A 15,147-nucleotide genomic window follows, 5' to 3' on the forward strand; every position below is an offset into this window, starting at 1 on the left:
CGGGGCAAAGGGGCTTAATACTGCGGCGTCGGATGTGCATTATCTCTTCGAAGGGCTGCGCCAGTTCTATGAAAACAACAGCACCGAGGGCATCGACAGCTATTCGCACAAGGCTTTGGCGCGGGTCTGGAAGGCGGAACGCTTTAGCTGGTGGTTCTCGTCGCTGCTGCACCGCTATCCGGATCAGTCGGACTTTGATCTCAAGATGCAGCATGCGGAAATTGACTTTCTGCGCGGCAACGAGGCCGCGCAAAAGGCGATGGCGGAGAACTATGTGGGATTGCCCTATTGATGGACCATAAGAAGGAGGCCGCGATGAACGACCGGATGAGCCAGGGCATGGCGGTACGCCGCGAAGTGTTGGGCGATGCTCATGTCAACCGCGCCGAGGCACAGAAATCGGATTTCGATGCGCCGTTTCAGACATTGATCACCGAAAGTGCCTGGGGCACGGTCTGGGGTGACGACACGATAAGTCGGCGCGAACGCTCGATGCTGACGCTGGCGCTTTTGGCGGCGACTGGCAATTTCGAGGAAATTCCGATGCATATCCGCGCCTGCAACCGGACCGGGGCCAGCAAAGAGGACGTCATGCAGGCCTTTATGCATGTGGCCATTTATGCCGGTGTGCCGCGCGCCAATCACGCGATCAAGCTTGCCAAACAGACCTATGCAGACCTTGAAGGATCCGAATGATGACCCAGAACACCAACCTTATTCAGCGCGACCGCGAATGGCATCCGCCCGCATTGGCGCGCGACTACAAGACCAGCGTCACCCGCTCGCCGCGCTATGCGCTCCTGTCCCTGCAATCCTCGGCCAGCGAAATCACCGGCCCGACCTTTGGTCACAATGACATCGACCCGCTCGATAACGATCTGATCGCCAATTACGCCAAAACCGGCGACCCGATTGGCGAGCGGATCATCGTGCATGGCCGTGTACTGGATGAAAACGGGCGCCCGGTGCCCAATACACTTGTGGAAATCTGGCAAGCCAATGCCGGCGGGCGGTATCGGCACAAGAAAGATACCTATCTTGCGCCGATCGACCCCAACTTTGGCGGCTGCGGGCGTACCCTGACCGATGAGAACGGGTTTTACGTGTTCCGCACGGTCAAGCCGGGGGCCTATCCCTGGCGCAACTGGGTGAACAGCTGGCGGCCCGCGCATATCCACGTGTCGGTCTTCGGCACAGCCTTTGCGCAGCGGCTTATAACTCAAATGTATTTCGAGGGGGATCCGCTTATTGCCAAATGCCCGATCGTGAACACCATCCCCGATCAGCGCGCGATTGATCAGCTGGTCGCGGCGATTGACCTTAACGCGACGGTGCCGCTCGATAGTATCGCCTACAAGTTCGATATCGTGCTGCGCGGGCACCGCTCGACATTCTTTGAAAACCGGCCTGAAGGAAACTGAGCATGGTACAGAAACTCGACTACCTGAAGGAATCCGCCTCTCAGACCGCCGGGCCCTATGTGCATATCGGCCTTGCCCCCGGCGCGGCGGGGTTTGACATCTACGCCCGCGAATTGGGCCATGACATCACCGGGCCGAATGCAACCGGCGAGCGGATCAGGATCAGCGGAACCGTGACCGACGGCACCGGTGCACCGGTCAAGGATGTGCTTATCGAGGTCTGGCAGGCCAATGCGGCGGGCGTTTATCCCGGTGCGGGCGAGGTTGAGGACGGCTTTTGTGGCTGGGGCCGGGTTGTGCCCGATTTCGAGAGTGGCGAGTGGTCGTTCGAGACGGTCAAGCCAGGCGCGGTCATGGGGCGAAACGGCCGCATGATGGCGCCGCATATCAATCTCTGGCTGGTCGCGCGCGGCATCAACATCGGGCTGAACACACGCCTCTATTTCGCCGATGAAGAGTCCGCCAATGCCGCCGATCCGGTGCTGAACCTGATCGAACAGGCGCATCGCCGCGAAACTCTGATCGCAAGAAAGGACGGATCGGGGTATCGTCTGGATATCTGCCTTCAGGGCGACAATGAAACGGTATTCCTAGATGTCTGACACCCCAGCAAACCCCCCCTGCATCATCTGTGTTGCGATCACCGGATCGGTGCCGACGCAGGCCGACAACCCGGCGGTTCCGGTCACGATTGCCGAACAGGTCGAAAGTACCCACGCCGCCTTTGAGGCCGGGGCAAGCATCGCCCATTGCCACGTGCGCGACGACGCGGGCAAGCCCACCTCTGACCCCGAGCGGTTTGCGCGGCTGAAAGAGGGGATCGAGAAACACTGCCCCGGCATGGTCATTCAGCTGTCGACCGGCGGGCGATCCGGCGCAGGGAACGAACGCGGCGGGATGCTGTCGCTGCGGCCTGACATGGCCTCGCTTTCCGTCGGGTCCAACAACTTTCCCACGCGGGTCTATGAAAACCCGCCAGACCTTGTGAACTGGCTGGCGGAAGAGATGATCAAATATGACGTCAAGCCAGAGATCGAGGCATTCGATCTGTCGCATATCTTTCATGCCGCTCTCATGCACAAGCGGGGCCAGATCAAGGATGTGCCTTACGTGCAATTCGTGATGGGCGTGAAGAACGCCATGCCCGCCGACCGCGAGGTGTTCGATTTCTACGTGGCCACGGTCAATCGCCTGTTCGGCGACACCCCCTGGTGTGCAGCGGGGGTCGGCCCGAACCAGATCGTGGTCAACGAATGGGCGATTGCGGCGGGTGGGCATGCGCGCACCGGGCTTGAGGATAATATCCGCATTGACCGTGACACGCTGGCCCCGTCAAACGCGGCGCTGGTCGCGCGGGCGGCTGACCTCTGCGAGAAATACGAACGCCCGGTCGCCACATGGCAAGAGGCGCGCCGCATTCTCGGCCTTCGGGACGTCGCCGCGTGACCCTGCGTTTCGCCAAACCCCGCGATGTGACCCTGCATTACCATCTGCGGGCCGGGGCCAGGGGTGCGCGGCCGGTGGTGTTCCTGAACTCGCTCGGCACCGATTTCCGGATCTGGCAGGGCGTGGCCGAACGCTTGGGCGATATGCCGATCCTGATGATGGACAAGCGCGGCCATGGGCTTAGCGATGCGGGCGAGACAAGCATTGCCGGGCTGGCGGGCGATGTGGCCGATCTTATGGATCATCTCGGGCTGTGCGCTGCGGTGATCTGTGGTGTTTCGGTTGGCGGGCTGATCGCGCAGGCGCTAGCCGCCGCGCGGCCCGATCTTGTGGCGGGGCTGGTCCTTTGCAACACCGGGGCAAAAATCGGCGATGCCGAGGGCTGGAATGCGCGCATTTCAGCGGTTGAAAGCACCGGGATAGAGCCGATGGCCGAGGCCGTGCTTGAGCGGTGGTTTTCGCCCGATTTCCGCGCCGGGATGCCTGCGGAACTGGCGGGATATCGCAATATGCTGACGCGCACCACGGCGGCGGGATACGCCGCCACCTGCGCCGCCATTCGCGATGCCGACCTGAGCGCGAGCACGCAAGAAATCTCCGTGCCAACCGCCTGTATCGGCGGAACAGAGGATCTGGCCACACCGCCGGATCTGGTCGCGGCGCTTGCCGAAATGATCCCCGATGCGACGCTGACACTGATCGACGACGTCGGCCACCTGCCCTGCATCGAGGCCCCCGAAGTGGTGGCCGATCACATTGCGGCCCTGTGGACCACGTTGGAATGATTGGGGTTTTCGATCACCCATGGCTTGGCGGCCTGTTCACGGATGACGCGGGCGCCGGGATATGGTCGCCTGAGCGACAGCTTGCTCATATGCTTGCCTTCGAGGCCGCCTATTCCCGCGCGCTTGGCGCTACCGGAATGGTTGACGCGGGCCTGGCGGGCAAGGCCGCCGATATGATTGCCGGTTTCAAGGCCGACGTGACGGACTTGCGGCGCGGCACGGCGCAGGACGGTTTGCCGGTGCCTGCACTGGTGGCGCAATTACGCGCGGCGATGCCGGATGCAGGCGGCGCGATCCACAGGGGCAGCACCTCGCAGGATGTGATCGACACGGCGCTGGCGCTGACAATCAAGGAGATGAACGCGCTTTTGTCGACCCGGATCGCGGCGCTGGACGAGGGGCTTGGGCGGCTTGAAACCACCTTTGGCGCGCGTCCCCTGATGGGGCGCACAAGGATGCAGGCCGCCATGCCGATCACTGTGGCCGACCGGATTGCCACGTGGCGGGCGCCGCTCAGTGAGCACCGCGATCGGCTGGCGCAGATGCGCCCCCGCGTCGAGCGGGTGCAGCTTGGCGGCGCAGCGGGCGACCGGCAGGAGATGGCGGACCAGGGTGCGGAGATTGCGCGTACAATCGCCGATGACCTGGGGCTTTATTGCCCCGACCGTCCCTGGCATGCGATGCGCGACGGGCTGGCGGAATATGCCGGGCTTTTGTCGCTGATCAGCGGCACGCTTGGAAAGATGGGGCAGGATATCTGCCTCATGGCGCAGCAGGGCCTGGACGAGATCAAGATCTCTGGTGGGGGGGGGTCATCGGCGATGCCACACAAGCAGAACCCGATTCTGGCCGAACTTCTGGTGACACTGGCACGGTTCAACAGCCTACAGATTTCGGGCATGCATCAGGCGCTCGTGCATGAGCAGGAACGTTCGGGAAGTGGCTGGGCGCTGGAATGGATGATCCTGCCGCAGATGGCGGTGGCAACGGCGCGGTCCCTCTCGGCGGCGATTACCCTGGCAGATCGGATCACGGCAATGGGCGGCCCGGTCAAATGACCTATGGGCGCGCCGAAATACCCGGCCTAACGCCCACCGTCTTTGCCAGAGGCAACCAATGGCGCGCGGCTTTGCTCGTTTCCCGCAGCTGCGGCTTTGGCCGCAAGGGCAAGAAACTGCGCCCTCTCGTCCTCGCTCAGGCCGGCAAGGATATCGGGTTGCAGCGCCCGGACAACCGGGGTCAGACGGCCCAGCGCGGCCTGCCCTTCAGGGGTCAACGACACCTCGCGCGCACGGCGGTCCTTTTTACTGACCACACGCGTGATATAGCCTTTGGATTCAAGGCGATCAACGACGCCGCCGATTGTCGTGCGATCATAGGCAATCCTCCCGGCAAGGGTCGCCTGATCTATCCCCGGATGCGCGCTTATGGCGTTCAGCGCGGCGAATTGGATCGACGTCATTTCAAAGCCGTTGGCTTTCATCCGCTCGTGGAACACCGAGGTCGAAATCTGGTTCAACCTTCGGATCAGGTGCCCGGCCATATTGTAGATTTCAAGCGTTCGATCCACGTTTGCAACCCCTTCTGTTCATCTGCCGCGGTACTGTTTGCCCACGGCCGACAAGTCAAATCGTATTTAGTAAGTATACTTACCACCTTGATCGAAATCAAACAATCACCTACACATAGTAAGCATACTGATTGTTTGATTCGGTTATGTGTCCAATGGAGGAGGACCCCATGAACCTTAAGACCACATTGATCGGCTCGATTGCAGCCCTTGCGCTGAATGCGGGCGTCGGCTTTGCGCAGGACGTGACGCTTACCATGCATCACTTTTTGCCGCCGGTCGCGAATGCCCACAAAGTCATGATGCAGCCCTGGGCGGACCGGGTCGAGGCACAAAGCGAGGGCCGCATCGCCGTTGAGATTTTCCCGTCCATGTCCATGGGCGGCAAACCGGGCGAACTCTATGGTCAGGTCCGCGATGGCACCGCCGATATCGTATGGACCCTTCTGGGCTACACGCCGGGTGTCTTCCCGCGCAGTGAAGTCTTTGAACTTCCGCTGGTTCACGCCGGGTCGGCCACCGACACGACAATCGCCCTGAATGCATCGCTTGACATGCTGGCCGAGGATTTCAGCGATATCCACGTTCTGTTCCTGCACAGCCATGACGGCAACCTGATCCACTCGGCATCCAAGCCCGTCCGTGCGTTTGATGATGTTGCGGGCATGAAGCTTCGCACCCCCGGCCGCACCGGCGCCTGGGTCATCGAGGGCATGAATGCGGAACCGGTTGGTCTTCCTGTGCCCGCCCTGCCCGAAGCAATGTCCAAGGGCGTCGTCGATGGGGCGCTGACCACATATGAAATCGTTCCGGCCCTCAAGCTTCAGGAGTTGGACAAGTACACCACCGAATTGCCTGACGGGGGCCGCTTTGGCACGGCCGTTTTCATGCTGGCCATGAACAAGGATGCCTACGAGGCCCTGCCCGATGACCTGAAGTCCGTCATCGACGCCAACTCCGGAAGCAATATCGCCGCCGAAATCGGCAGCATGTGGGAAGGGTTCGAACAAAGCGGCATTGACGCGCTTGCAGCGTCGAATGTCGAACGCATCGTGCTGTCCGACGACGAGGCAGCCAAGTTCAACGCCGTCAATGAAACCGTCGTTCAACGCTGGATCGACGAGGTTTCCGCCAAGGGCATCGACGGTGCCGGGCTTGTTGAAGCGGCGCGTGCCGCCATCGCCGCGGCAAAATCAAGCCGCTGACAACACCTTTGGCAAGAGGCGCGTTCGCGCCCCTCTTGCCAAACGACTTCCAATAGGAGGATTGTGCCATGACCGTCATGATAAGACGCTTGGCAGACGGCTTGGCTGTGCTCGGCGGCGTCATATTGCTTGTCATCGTTGCCGTCACGACCACCAACACATCCGCATTCATTCTGGATCGCATCGCGGGCCTTTTCGGGACGAATGTCGCGGGCCTGCCGGGGTACGAAGACTTTGTGCAGCTCGCCATAAGCGGTGTTGCCCTGATGTTTTTTCCCTATTGCCAGGCACAGCGGGGGCATGTGGCGGTTGAGCTTTTCATGGACCGGCTACCCCATGTTCTTCAGCGCGCCTTTGACAGGCTTTGGCTGGCCTGCACTGCCGCGGTCGCGCTTTTCCTTGCCTATTGGATGGTGTTCGGCCTGCTCGAAGCCCGCTCTGACGGGGTGGTGACCAGTGTGCTTGGCTGGGCGGTCTGGCCGTTCTATTTGCCTGGGCTTGTCTCGATGATCCTCTGGGCGCTTGTCGCCGCGACACAAATTGCAGGGGGGACACCGGATGCTTGATCCCATCGTTATCGGCATAATCGGGCTGGTGGTCCTGTTTGGCCTCTTGATCCTGCGCATGCCCGTCGGCATCGCGATGATCACCGTTGGCATCGGAGGCACATGGGTTCTGAGCGAGACCGTAAGCTACATCCGTTTCGTGCCCTATCTCAAACAATACAAAAGCCTGCTGTGGGAGAATGTTGCGAACTATGACCTCTCCGTTGTGCCGCTGTTCGTTCTGATGGGCTATATCGCGGCCGAAGCGCGCCTGTCGAGCGATCTGTTCAAGGGGCTTGAGGCGCTGATGTCCCGCCTGCGGGGGGGCGTCGCAATGGCCGCCGTGGCCGCCTGTGGCGGCTTTGGCGCGGTCTGCGGTTCGTCCCTTGCGACAGCAGCCACGATGGGCAAGGTTGCCCTGCCCGAGTTGCGCGCATTGGGCTATTCGCCGCGCCTTGCCTCGGGTGCGCTTGCCGCCGGTGGGACACTTGGCATCCTGATCCCGCCCTCTGTGGCGCTGGTGATCTACGCGATCATCGTAGAAGGCTCTATCCTTCAGATGTTCCAGGCGGCGATCTTGCCGGGGCTGCTGGCGGTGGCGGGCTTTATCGCCGTTATCGCCATTCAGGTGCGCCTTAATCCGTCGCTGGCGCCCGAGCCCAAAGAGATGGAACCGGCAGAACGCCGCAGGGCCATCCGCCGCCTGCTGCCGGTGATCGTGATCTTCGGGGCGATTATCCTCGGCCTTGGCTTTGGCCTGTTCACGCCGACCCCGGCGGCCAGTATCGGTGTCTTTGCGGTCGGGGCCTATGGCTTTGCGCTGCGTGCCCTGACCGGCGAGGGGCTTAACCTGCCCGGCCTCATGCGGGCGATCCGCGCCACGGCGGTGACAAGCGGCATGATCTATCTGATCCTGTTTGGAGCCGAGGTTCTGAAAGGGTTCTTCACCCGCACCAACCTGCCGCAGGCCCTGTCGGACTGGGCCACCACTAGCGGCATGGACCCAATGCTTATCCTTGTCATCATGCTCGTGGTCTTCGTCATCCTTGGCTGTTTCATGGAGAGCCTTGCCATGATCCTTGTGGTCGTGCCGTTCTTCTGGCCCGCGCTGATTGCGCTGAACGGCGGTGAATATGCCACGGCCGATACATCGGCATTCGGGCTTGATACCGACAGCCTGAAGATCTGGTTCGGGATACTGGCGCTTATCGTGGTCGAACTTGGCCTGATCACGCCGCCTGTGGGCCTGAACGTCTTTATCATTTCCTCGCTTGCCAAGGACACGCCCATGTCCACCGTTTTCCGCGGTGTGCTGCCTTTCCTTGGGGCCGAGTTCATCCGTGTGGCGCTAATCCTGATGCTCCCCGCGCTTACCTTAATCGTTCCGCGCCTGATCGGCGGCTGAACCCTAAAAGGGCCTTAGAATGTCAAATCTTCCTATCATAATCGCCGGTGGTGGCATCGGCGGGCTGGCTGCGGCTTGCGGATTGGCACGCAAGGGCATTGCCTCGGTCGTTGTCGAACAGGCGGCCGTGCTTGGCGAAATCGGAGCCGGGATTCAGATCGGCCCGAACGCCTTTCACTGCTTTGACTATCTTGGGGTCGGCGATGATGCCCGCGCCAAGGCGGTCTACATCGACGCGCTCCGGCTGATGGATGCGCAGACCGGCGAAGACATCACGCAGATCCCGCTTGATGACAATTTCCGCGCCCGCTTCAAGAACCCCTATGCGGTGGTTCACCGCGCCGATCTTCACAGGACGCTGCTGGATTTCTGCGAGGCCTCGCCGCTGGTCGAGATCCGCACCAATCACACCGTTACCGGCTATTCCCGGAACGGCGGCACCGCAACGCTTCACCTGAGGGACCACGGCGATATCACCGGGCGCGCCATCATCGGCGCCGAAGGCCTGCGCTCGCCCATCCGGGGCCAGATGATCGGTGATGGAGAGCCGCGCGTATCGGGTCATACCACCTATCGCTCGGTGATCCCGACAGAGCAGATGCCCGAAGACCTGCGCTGGAATGCAGCCACTCTCTGGGCCGGGCCGAAATGCCATATCGTGCATTACCCGCTCAAGGGGGGATCGGTCTTTAATCTGGTGGTTACCTATCACCGCGACGTCAAGGAACCGATTGCCGGCAAGCCCGTCAACAAGGCAGAGGTATCACAAGGCTTCGAACACATCGCGCCGGTGGCCCGCCAGATCATCGAACATGGCGACAACTGGAAGCTCTGGGTGCTGTGCGACCGCGATCCGATCTCGAACTGGATTGACGGGCGGGTGGCCCTGTTGGGCGACGCCGCACACCCGATGCTTCAGTATTTCGCCCAGGGCGCCTGTATGGCGATGGAGGATGCGGTGTGCCTGTCGCATTGCTTCGAGCATTACGACGACGACGAGGTCGCATTGCAGGAATACCAGAAGATGCGCCTTGTGCGCACCGCCCGCGTGCAGATGAACAGCCGCCTGATCGGCGAATATATCTATCACCCCGACGACGCCAAAGCCGCGGTGCGCAACCACGTCATGTCGGGCATGAGCCCGGATGACTGGTGCAACCAGCTTGCCTGGCTCTACGGCAGCAACGGACTTGAAAACTAAGGAACCCCGCACATGAATTACGTCTTCCCCCCCGCCCCGCAAGCAAGTGTCGCCGTTGAGGGCAGCGAGGATCGCATTCCGGTCCGCCGCATCTTTTGTGTCGGGCGCAACTATGCCGCCCATGCCCGCGAAATGGGCAAGGACCCGGCCCGCGATGCGCCATTCTTTTTCACCAAGCCCGCAGATGCGGTGGTAGCCAGCGGCGAGACCGTGGCCTATCCCCCGGAGACCGGCAACTTTCACTACGAGGCCGAACTGGTCGTGGTGATCGGCAGCGGTGGGCGTGACATCGCCGAGGCCGATTCATTGAACCACGTCTGGGGTTATGCCGTCGGCAATGACCTGACCCGCCGCGACCTGCAACTTGAGGCCCGCGAAAAGGGCCGCCCCTGGGACTGGGGCAAGGCCTTTGACCGCTCGGCGGTGATTGGCCCGGTGCATCCCGCGGCCAGGGTCGGCCACCCCGACAAAGGCTCGATCAGACTTAGCGTGAATGGCGAGGTCAAACAGGACGCCGACCTGAACGAGCTGATCTGGTCGGTGCCCGAGATCATTTCGATCCTGTCGCATTCCATCGCGCTTGCGCCCGGCGATCTTATCATGACCGGCACGCCCGCCGGTGTCGGCCCCTTGGTGCCGGGTGACACCTGTGTCGTGAGCATCGAAGGGCTTGGCCGGATTGAAACCCCGATTGGCGAGCGGACCTGAGTCATGGGGCTGGTCCTGCACAACTTTTTCCGCTCGTCCACCTCGACCCGCCTGCGCGCAGCGCTGAACCTGAAGGGGCTGGAATATGACTATGTGTCCTATGCCCTGCGCAATGGCGAGACGCGCACACCGAGCTATCTGGCGATGAACCCGGCAGGCCTTGTACCCGCGCTCGAGCGCGAAGATGGCAGCGTCCTGACCCAATCGCTGGCGATCATCGAGTGGCTGGACGAGGTGCATCCCGCGCCGCCGCTTTTGCCTGCCGATGCCGAAGGGCGCGCGCGGGTACGCGCGCTTGCCTATATGATCGGCTGCGAGGTGCATCCGCTGAACAACCTGCGGGTGCTGGGCTATCTGGGGCAACAATTCGGCGCGGATGACGCCGCGCTTGCCGGGTGGTTCACCCATTGGGTGCAGGTTACCTTCGAGCCACTCGAAACCCTGCTGGCCGCCAGCCCGGAAACCGGGGCCTGCTGTCATGGCGATCTGCCCGGTCTGGCCGACCTCTGCCTTTACGCGCAGGTCTGGAACAACCGCCGGTTTGACATCGACATGGCCGCCTATCCGACCATCGCCCGGATATTCGCCCATCTCGACGCCCTGCCCGCCTTTCAAAAGGCCGCCCCGCCCAACCAACCCGATGCCGCCTGAGAACAAGGAGACCCTGACATGACCGACGCCCTTGACCATTCAAATGTTGAACACTCGATGCAGCCCGACGATAGCCCCGAGTTGCGCGCCCTTTACAAGGGGTTTCAGGACGAGCACCTGATCCCGCTCTGGACGCAACTTGGCGATCTGATGCCGATGACGCCAAAGCCCAAGGCGGTGCCGCATGTCTGGAAGTGGTCCAGACTTCTGCCCCTGGCCGAGGCCTCGGGGCAACTGGTGCCTGTGGGGCGCGGTGGTGAGAGGCGCGCGATCGGCCTTGCCAATCCCGGCCTTGGCGGCAATGCCTATGTCAGCCCCACAATGTGGGCCGCGATCCAGTATCTCGGGCCCCGTGAAACCGCCCCCGAACATCGCCACTCGCAAAACGCCTTTCGCTTTGTGGTCGAGGGCGAAGGCGTCTGGACCGTGGTCAACGGCGATCCGGTGCGCATGTCGCGCGGTGACCTGCTCTTGACACCCGGCTGGAATTTTCACGGCCACCACAACAACACCGACAAGCCGATGGCCTGGATTGACGGGCTTGATATCCCGTTCAGCCAGCAAAACGATGTTGGCTTTTTCGAATTCGGATCAGAGCGTGTCACCGATTATGCCACGCCGAATTTCTCGCGCGGCGAGCGGCTTTGGTGTCATCCCGGCCTGCGGCCCTTGTCGGGGCTGCAAAACACCGTCAGTTCACCGATCGGCGCCTATCGCTGGGAATACACCGACCGCGCGCTGACCGAACAATTGCTTCTTGAGGACGAAGGCCAGCCCGCCACCGTCGCGCAGGGTCATGCGGCAATCCGCTATGTCAATCCGACCACCGGCGGCGACGTGATGCCGACCATCCGCTGTGAATTCCACCGCTTGCGCGAGGGTGCCACCACCCGATCGCGCCGCGAGGTGGGCTCGACAGTATTCCAGGTATTCGAGGGCAAGGGCGCGGTCGTGCTTGAGGGTGTCGAACACATCCTTGATGTCGGCGACATGTTCGTCGTGCCGTCGTGGGTGTCATGGTCGTTGCAGGCCGAAACCCAGTTCGATCTATTCCGGTTCTCGGATGCGCCCATCATGGAACGGCTGCATTTCGCCCGCACCCAGATCGAGGGCGAAACGTGAGTACATCGCTCGACGCCGCACGAGAGGCCCTGCGGGCGCGACAAGGCAGCGGCGCGCGGTATGACGCGCCCGCGGCCCCGGCCACCGAGCTTGCCTGGGTGCGCCTTGGCACAGCCTATTTCGCGCGGCTTCTGAATGCGCTTGATGACAATGCTCTAACGGCGCCTTCGCGTGTCTCGGGCTGGTCACGGCGGCATGTGATCGCGCATGTCGGGTATCACGCGCGCGCGCTCTGCCGTCTGAGCGAATGGGCGCGCACCGGGATCGAGCATCCGATGTACCCGTCAATCGCCGCACGGGACGCGGAAATCACCCTTGGCGCCACACTGCCTGCCCGCGCGCTTCGCAGCCTGTTCAACCACTCCGAGGTTCACCTGAACGTGGAATGGCGCGACCTCAGCGACGCCCAATGGGATGCGCCGGTTCGCACTCTGGACGGCACCGGGATCACCGCACGCGAAACCGTCTGGCTGCGGGCCCGCGACATCTGGCTGAGCGCCTATAACCTTGACGCCGGGGCCGTTTTTGCCGACTTCCCGGTGGGTCTGCGCGCAAGACTGGAGGACGAGCAAAGCTAAGCCGTCTGCACAGGCGCCTTCCAGATTTGACACCACAGATGTCACGTCTGGCCGCTGTCAGGATCTGACGCGATCCGACCCCCGGTCATAAAGCGCTTTCTCCGACACGACCGCAGCGACAAGGCGTCCCAATACATCGACCTTCAGGTCACATCCTTTCTTTGAAACCTCTGGGCGCACGAAGGCATAGGCCAGATTCTTTCCAACGCGGTGGCCGTAGCCGCCCGATGTAACCGTTCCCACGACCCTTTCACCTTGCATCACGGATGCGCCACCGTGGGCGGGTGCGCGGTCATCGTCGAGACACAGGGTCACCAAGCGCTTTGCCGGGCCGGCTTCCAAGCGTTTTGCAAGAGCGTCCCGGCCCAGGAAACCGGCTTTGTCCATTTGTACGAACCGCTCCAATCCGGTCTCGAACGGATCGAATTCGGTCAGGATATCCGCCTTCCAGTGCAGGTACCCTTTTTCCAGACGCATTGAATCAACAGCGTGCGCGCCAAACAGGCGAAGCCCGTGCGCTTTGCCTGCGTCGCGCAGTGCGACATATGCGGCATAAAGAGACGCGTTCGGGATATGTATCTCATAGGCCAATTCGCCCGAAAAGCTTACCGACATTACGGTCGCAGGCGCAAAGCCGATGAAGCATTCGCGCACCGAGAGCCACGGAAAAGCCGCTTGGGACCAATCAGCCCGGCTTACCGCCTTCATCACGTCGCGTGCCTTAGGGCCTGCAAGGACAAGGATTGCCATATCGTTGGTCAGGGATCTGATCTGTACGTCTTCCCCTGCCTTGATATGGCTGGTCAGCCAATCCATGTCATGAAACTCAGAGGCCGCAGCCGATCCATACCAGAGACGCGCAGGGCCACGATCAGTTGCGGGCAGGTTGGCGATTGTGGCCTCGGCTTTCAGCATGCCGTGATGGTTAAGCAGATAGGCCAGCCCGACCCGCCCCTGACGTTGCGGAAGCTTGCCGCAGGTCATCCGATCGAGGAAAGGAAGGGCATCGGCGCCGGTTATCTCAATCCGGTTGAAACCGTTGACTTCACACAGGCCGACGGCGTTCTGAACCGCGTTGACCTCTTGGGCAACGACGGGAAAGGACTCGTCAAACCGGAAACTGTTCGTGACGTGAAAATCGGGCGTCGGCTTGAAGAACTCGGCGCGTTCCCAGCCATTGACGACCGTAAATTCCGCACCTTCGGCGGCGAGGATCGGTGTAAGCGGCGTTGTCTTTGCCATCCGCCCTGCGGGGCGGTGCACATTCGGGAAGTGAAAGCGGAATTCGTTCTGATAGTCTTCAATGGCCTTGAGCGCGGTCAATTCCACATCGGCATGCCCCGTAAATCTCCAGGGGTCGATGCACCAGGTATCATAGCAAGCCTCGCCATGGACGATCTGCTGCGCCAGAAGCCAGCCATGCCCGCCGCCTTCGCCAAGACCTGCACGCAGACCGATGATGCAAAAGGCGTTCCGTTTGCCGGGAATTGGTCCAACCAGGGGTGCCCCGTCGATGGTATAGGTGATCGGGCCATTGACCACGTTCTTGATCCCGACCTCGGTGAGGGCAGGCATGCGTTCAAAGGCGCCGGTCAGCACGTCGGTGATCCGGTCCAGATCATCCGGGCACAGGGCATTCACAAAATGCGGGTCGATCCCGTCCATGCCCCATGTGCTGCAATTCTGTTCGTAAAAGCCGACCAGCAGGCCGTTTTTCTCCTGGCGGCAATAATAATCGCTGATCGGACAGCGCAAAAGCGGCATGCGATGACCCGCGTCCCGAATGGCCGGGATTTCCTCGGTGACGAAATACTGATGCTCCATCGACATGACCGGGTGATGTACACCCATCATCGCCCCCACTTCGTTGACGCGGTAGCCACAGGCGTTCACCACGATGTCACAGGTGATATCGCCATGCTCGGTGTGCACGGTCCAGGTGTCGTCCTTATGCTGGGTCAAAGCCATGACCGGGGTATTGCGGTAAACTTCCGCCCCTGCATTTCGCGCGCGCCGCGCGAGGGCCTGACACAGGCTTGCGGGGTCAATATCACCGTCATTGCCATCCCACAGGCCGCCCAACAGATTATGGGTCGAGATCAGCGGATGGCGCCGTGCGCATTCAGCCGCATCGAGAATTTCAAACTCGACCCCCATGCCCCGCGCCATCGAGGCAAAATGCCGATAGCCATCCATCTGGGCCTCCGTATTCGCCAGCCGAATGCCGCCGTCGCCGTGGTTGTAGCTGACCGGATAGTCGGGATCGTCGCGCAACTCTTTGTAGAGGTTGATCGAATGGCTCTTGAGGCCGACCATGGTTTGGTTCACCCCGAAATTCGTCACCTGTGCCGCCGAATGCCAGGTCGTGCCCGAGGTCAGCTCGTTGCGCTCAACGAGGACAATATCCGTCCACCCCTCCAGTGTCAGATGGTAAAGCGTGGAGCAGCCCGCAATACCGCCCCCGATGACAACGACACGTGCATGCGTTTTCATAAAATGTCCCCGGTCTT

At 61.6% G+C, this 15,147-nt stretch carries 17 protein-coding genes; 15 read left to right on the forward strand and 2 right to left on the reverse strand.

Going from position 1 to position 15,147, the window contains the following annotated elements; all coding sequences use genetic code 11:
- From QZ522_RS12090 to QZ522_RS12120, 7 genes are all read left to right on the forward strand, one after another.
- On the forward strand, positions 1-292 hold a 292-nt coding region (locus tag QZ522_RS12090), incomplete at its 5' end, for an FAD-dependent monooxygenase (RefSeq protein WP_294611684.1).
- Positions 293-315: 23 nt separating this feature from the next.
- Positions 316-696, forward strand: coding sequence for a 4-carboxymuconolactone decarboxylase (gene pcaC, locus QZ522_RS12095; RefSeq protein ID WP_294611721.1), 381 nt, complete (start codon positions 316-318; stop codon positions 694-696).
- Entirely contained in the window at positions 696-1,421 is a 726-nt protein-coding gene (pcaH, locus tag QZ522_RS12100) for a protocatechuate 3,4-dioxygenase subunit beta (protein ID WP_294611687.1), read from the forward strand. The genes pcaC and pcaH overlap by 1 nt, the downstream gene beginning before the upstream one ends.
- A gap of 2 nt (positions 1,422-1,423) precedes the next feature.
- On the forward strand, positions 1,424-2,023 hold the full coding sequence (pcaG, locus tag QZ522_RS12105) for a protocatechuate 3,4-dioxygenase subunit alpha (protein ID WP_294611690.1): 600 nt from the start codon (positions 1,424-1,426) through the stop codon (positions 2,021-2,023).
- Complete coding sequence (locus QZ522_RS12110) at positions 2,016-2,867, forward strand: 3-keto-5-aminohexanoate cleavage protein (protein WP_294611693.1); 852 nt, start codon at positions 2,016-2,018, stop codon at positions 2,865-2,867. The genes pcaG and QZ522_RS12110 overlap by 8 nt, the downstream gene beginning before the upstream one ends.
- Positions 2,864-3,652, forward strand: a complete 789-nt coding sequence (gene pcaD, locus QZ522_RS12115; protein ID WP_365353690.1) for a 3-oxoadipate enol-lactonase — start codon at positions 2,864-2,866, stop codon at positions 3,650-3,652. The genes QZ522_RS12110 and pcaD overlap by 4 nt, the downstream gene beginning before the upstream one ends.
- Positions 3,649-4,710, forward strand: coding sequence for a 3-carboxy-cis,cis-muconate cycloisomerase (locus QZ522_RS12120; protein ID WP_294611696.1), 1,062 nt, complete (start codon positions 3,649-3,651; stop codon positions 4,708-4,710). The genes pcaD and QZ522_RS12120 overlap by 4 nt, the downstream gene beginning before the upstream one ends.
- A 26-nt stretch (positions 4,711-4,736) precedes the next feature.
- Here the strand turns inward: QZ522_RS12120 and QZ522_RS12125 are convergent, their stop codons facing one another.
- A complete protein-coding gene (locus QZ522_RS12125) occupies positions 4,737-5,222 on the reverse strand; it encodes a MarR family transcriptional regulator (RefSeq protein ID WP_365353691.1) in 486 nt (161 codons plus the stop codon).
- A 170-nt stretch (positions 5,223-5,392) separates the two neighbouring features.
- On the opposite strand from QZ522_RS12125, the gene QZ522_RS12130 reads away from it, so the two are divergent.
- The 8 genes from QZ522_RS12130 (at position 5,393) to QZ522_RS12165 (ending at position 12,637) form a co-directional block, all read left to right on the forward strand.
- A complete protein-coding gene (locus tag QZ522_RS12130) occupies positions 5,393-6,427 on the forward strand; it encodes a TRAP transporter substrate-binding protein (protein ID WP_294611698.1) in 1,035 nt (344 codons plus the stop codon).
- 68 nt (positions 6,428-6,495) lie between these two features.
- Positions 6,496-6,993, forward strand: a complete 498-nt coding sequence (locus QZ522_RS12135) for a TRAP transporter small permease (protein ID WP_294611701.1) — start codon at positions 6,496-6,498, stop codon at positions 6,991-6,993.
- Complete coding sequence (locus QZ522_RS12140) at positions 6,986-8,377, forward strand: TRAP transporter large permease (RefSeq protein WP_294611704.1); 1,392 nt, start codon at positions 6,986-6,988, stop codon at positions 8,375-8,377. Before QZ522_RS12135 ends, QZ522_RS12140 begins: the two co-directional genes overlap by 8 nt.
- 19 nt (positions 8,378-8,396) lie before the next feature.
- A complete protein-coding gene (locus QZ522_RS12145) occupies positions 8,397-9,578 on the forward strand; it encodes a 3-hydroxybenzoate 6-monooxygenase (protein WP_294611707.1) in 1,182 nt (393 codons plus the stop codon).
- 12 nt (positions 9,579-9,590) lie between these two features.
- Entirely contained in the window at positions 9,591-10,286 is a 696-nt protein-coding gene (locus QZ522_RS12150) for a fumarylacetoacetate hydrolase family protein (protein ID WP_294611710.1), read from the forward strand.
- Positions 10,287-10,289: 3 nt separating this feature from the next.
- Entirely contained in the window at positions 10,290-10,937 is a 648-nt protein-coding gene (gene maiA, locus QZ522_RS12155) for a maleylacetoacetate isomerase (protein ID WP_294611712.1), read from the forward strand.
- A gap of 18 nt (positions 10,938-10,955) precedes the next feature.
- A complete protein-coding gene (locus QZ522_RS12160; RefSeq protein WP_294611715.1) occupies positions 10,956-12,059 on the forward strand; it encodes a cupin domain-containing protein in 1,104 nt (367 codons plus the stop codon).
- Positions 12,056-12,637 (forward strand): maleylpyruvate isomerase N-terminal domain-containing protein, encoded by a 582-nt coding sequence (locus tag QZ522_RS12165; protein WP_294611718.1) that lies wholly within the window; start codon positions 12,056-12,058, stop codon positions 12,635-12,637. Before QZ522_RS12160 ends, QZ522_RS12165 begins: the two co-directional genes overlap by 4 nt.
- Before the next feature lie 57 nt (positions 12,638-12,694).
- On the opposite strand, the gene QZ522_RS12170 is transcribed toward QZ522_RS12165, so the two are convergent.
- Complete coding sequence (locus QZ522_RS12170) at positions 12,695-15,130, reverse strand: FAD-dependent oxidoreductase (protein ID WP_294611730.1); 2,436 nt, start codon at positions 15,128-15,130, stop codon at positions 12,695-12,697.
- Between the last annotated feature and the right edge of the window lie 17 nt (positions 15,131-15,147).

The sequence above is a fragment of the uncultured Roseovarius sp. genome, from assembly GCF_913054395.1.
GTDB lineage: Bacteria > Pseudomonadota > Alphaproteobacteria > Rhodobacterales > Rhodobacteraceae > Roseovarius.

Bases quoted from the DNA above. Each gene is read 5' to 3' on its own strand.
- pcaC (WP_294611721.1), top strand. From the start codon at position 316: ATGAACGACCGGATGAGCCAGGGCATGGCGGTACGCCGCGAAGTGTTG.
- pcaH (WP_294611687.1), top strand. From the start codon at position 696: ATGACCCAGAACACCAACCTTATTCAGCGCGACCGCGAATGGCATCCG.
- pcaG (WP_294611690.1), top strand. From the start codon at position 1,424: ATGGTACAGAAACTCGACTACCTGAAGGAATCCGCCTCTCAGACCGCC.
- QZ522_RS12110 (WP_294611693.1), top strand. From the start codon at position 2,016: ATGTCTGACACCCCAGCAAACCCCCCCTGCATCATCTGTGTTGCGATC.
- QZ522_RS12120 (WP_294611696.1), top strand. From the start codon at position 3,649: ATGATTGGGGTTTTCGATCACCCATGGCTTGGCGGCCTGTTCACGGAT.
- QZ522_RS12130 (WP_294611698.1), top strand. From the start codon at position 5,393: ATGAACCTTAAGACCACATTGATCGGCTCGATTGCAGCCCTTGCGCTG.
- QZ522_RS12135 (WP_294611701.1), top strand. From the start codon at position 6,496: ATGACCGTCATGATAAGACGCTTGGCAGACGGCTTGGCTGTGCTCGGC.
- QZ522_RS12140 (WP_294611704.1), top strand. From the start codon at position 6,986: ATGCTTGATCCCATCGTTATCGGCATAATCGGGCTGGTGGTCCTGTTT.
- QZ522_RS12145 (WP_294611707.1), top strand. From the start codon at position 8,397: ATGTCAAATCTTCCTATCATAATCGCCGGTGGTGGCATCGGCGGGCTG.
- QZ522_RS12150 (WP_294611710.1), top strand. From the start codon at position 9,591: ATGAATTACGTCTTCCCCCCCGCCCCGCAAGCAAGTGTCGCCGTTGAG.
- maiA (WP_294611712.1), top strand. From the start codon at position 10,290: ATGGGGCTGGTCCTGCACAACTTTTTCCGCTCGTCCACCTCGACCCGC.
- QZ522_RS12160 (WP_294611715.1), top strand. From the start codon at position 10,956: ATGACCGACGCCCTTGACCATTCAAATGTTGAACACTCGATGCAGCCC.
- QZ522_RS12170 (WP_294611730.1), bottom strand. From the start codon at position 15,130: ATGAAAACGCATGCACGTGTCGTTGTCATCGGGGGCGGTATTGCGGGC.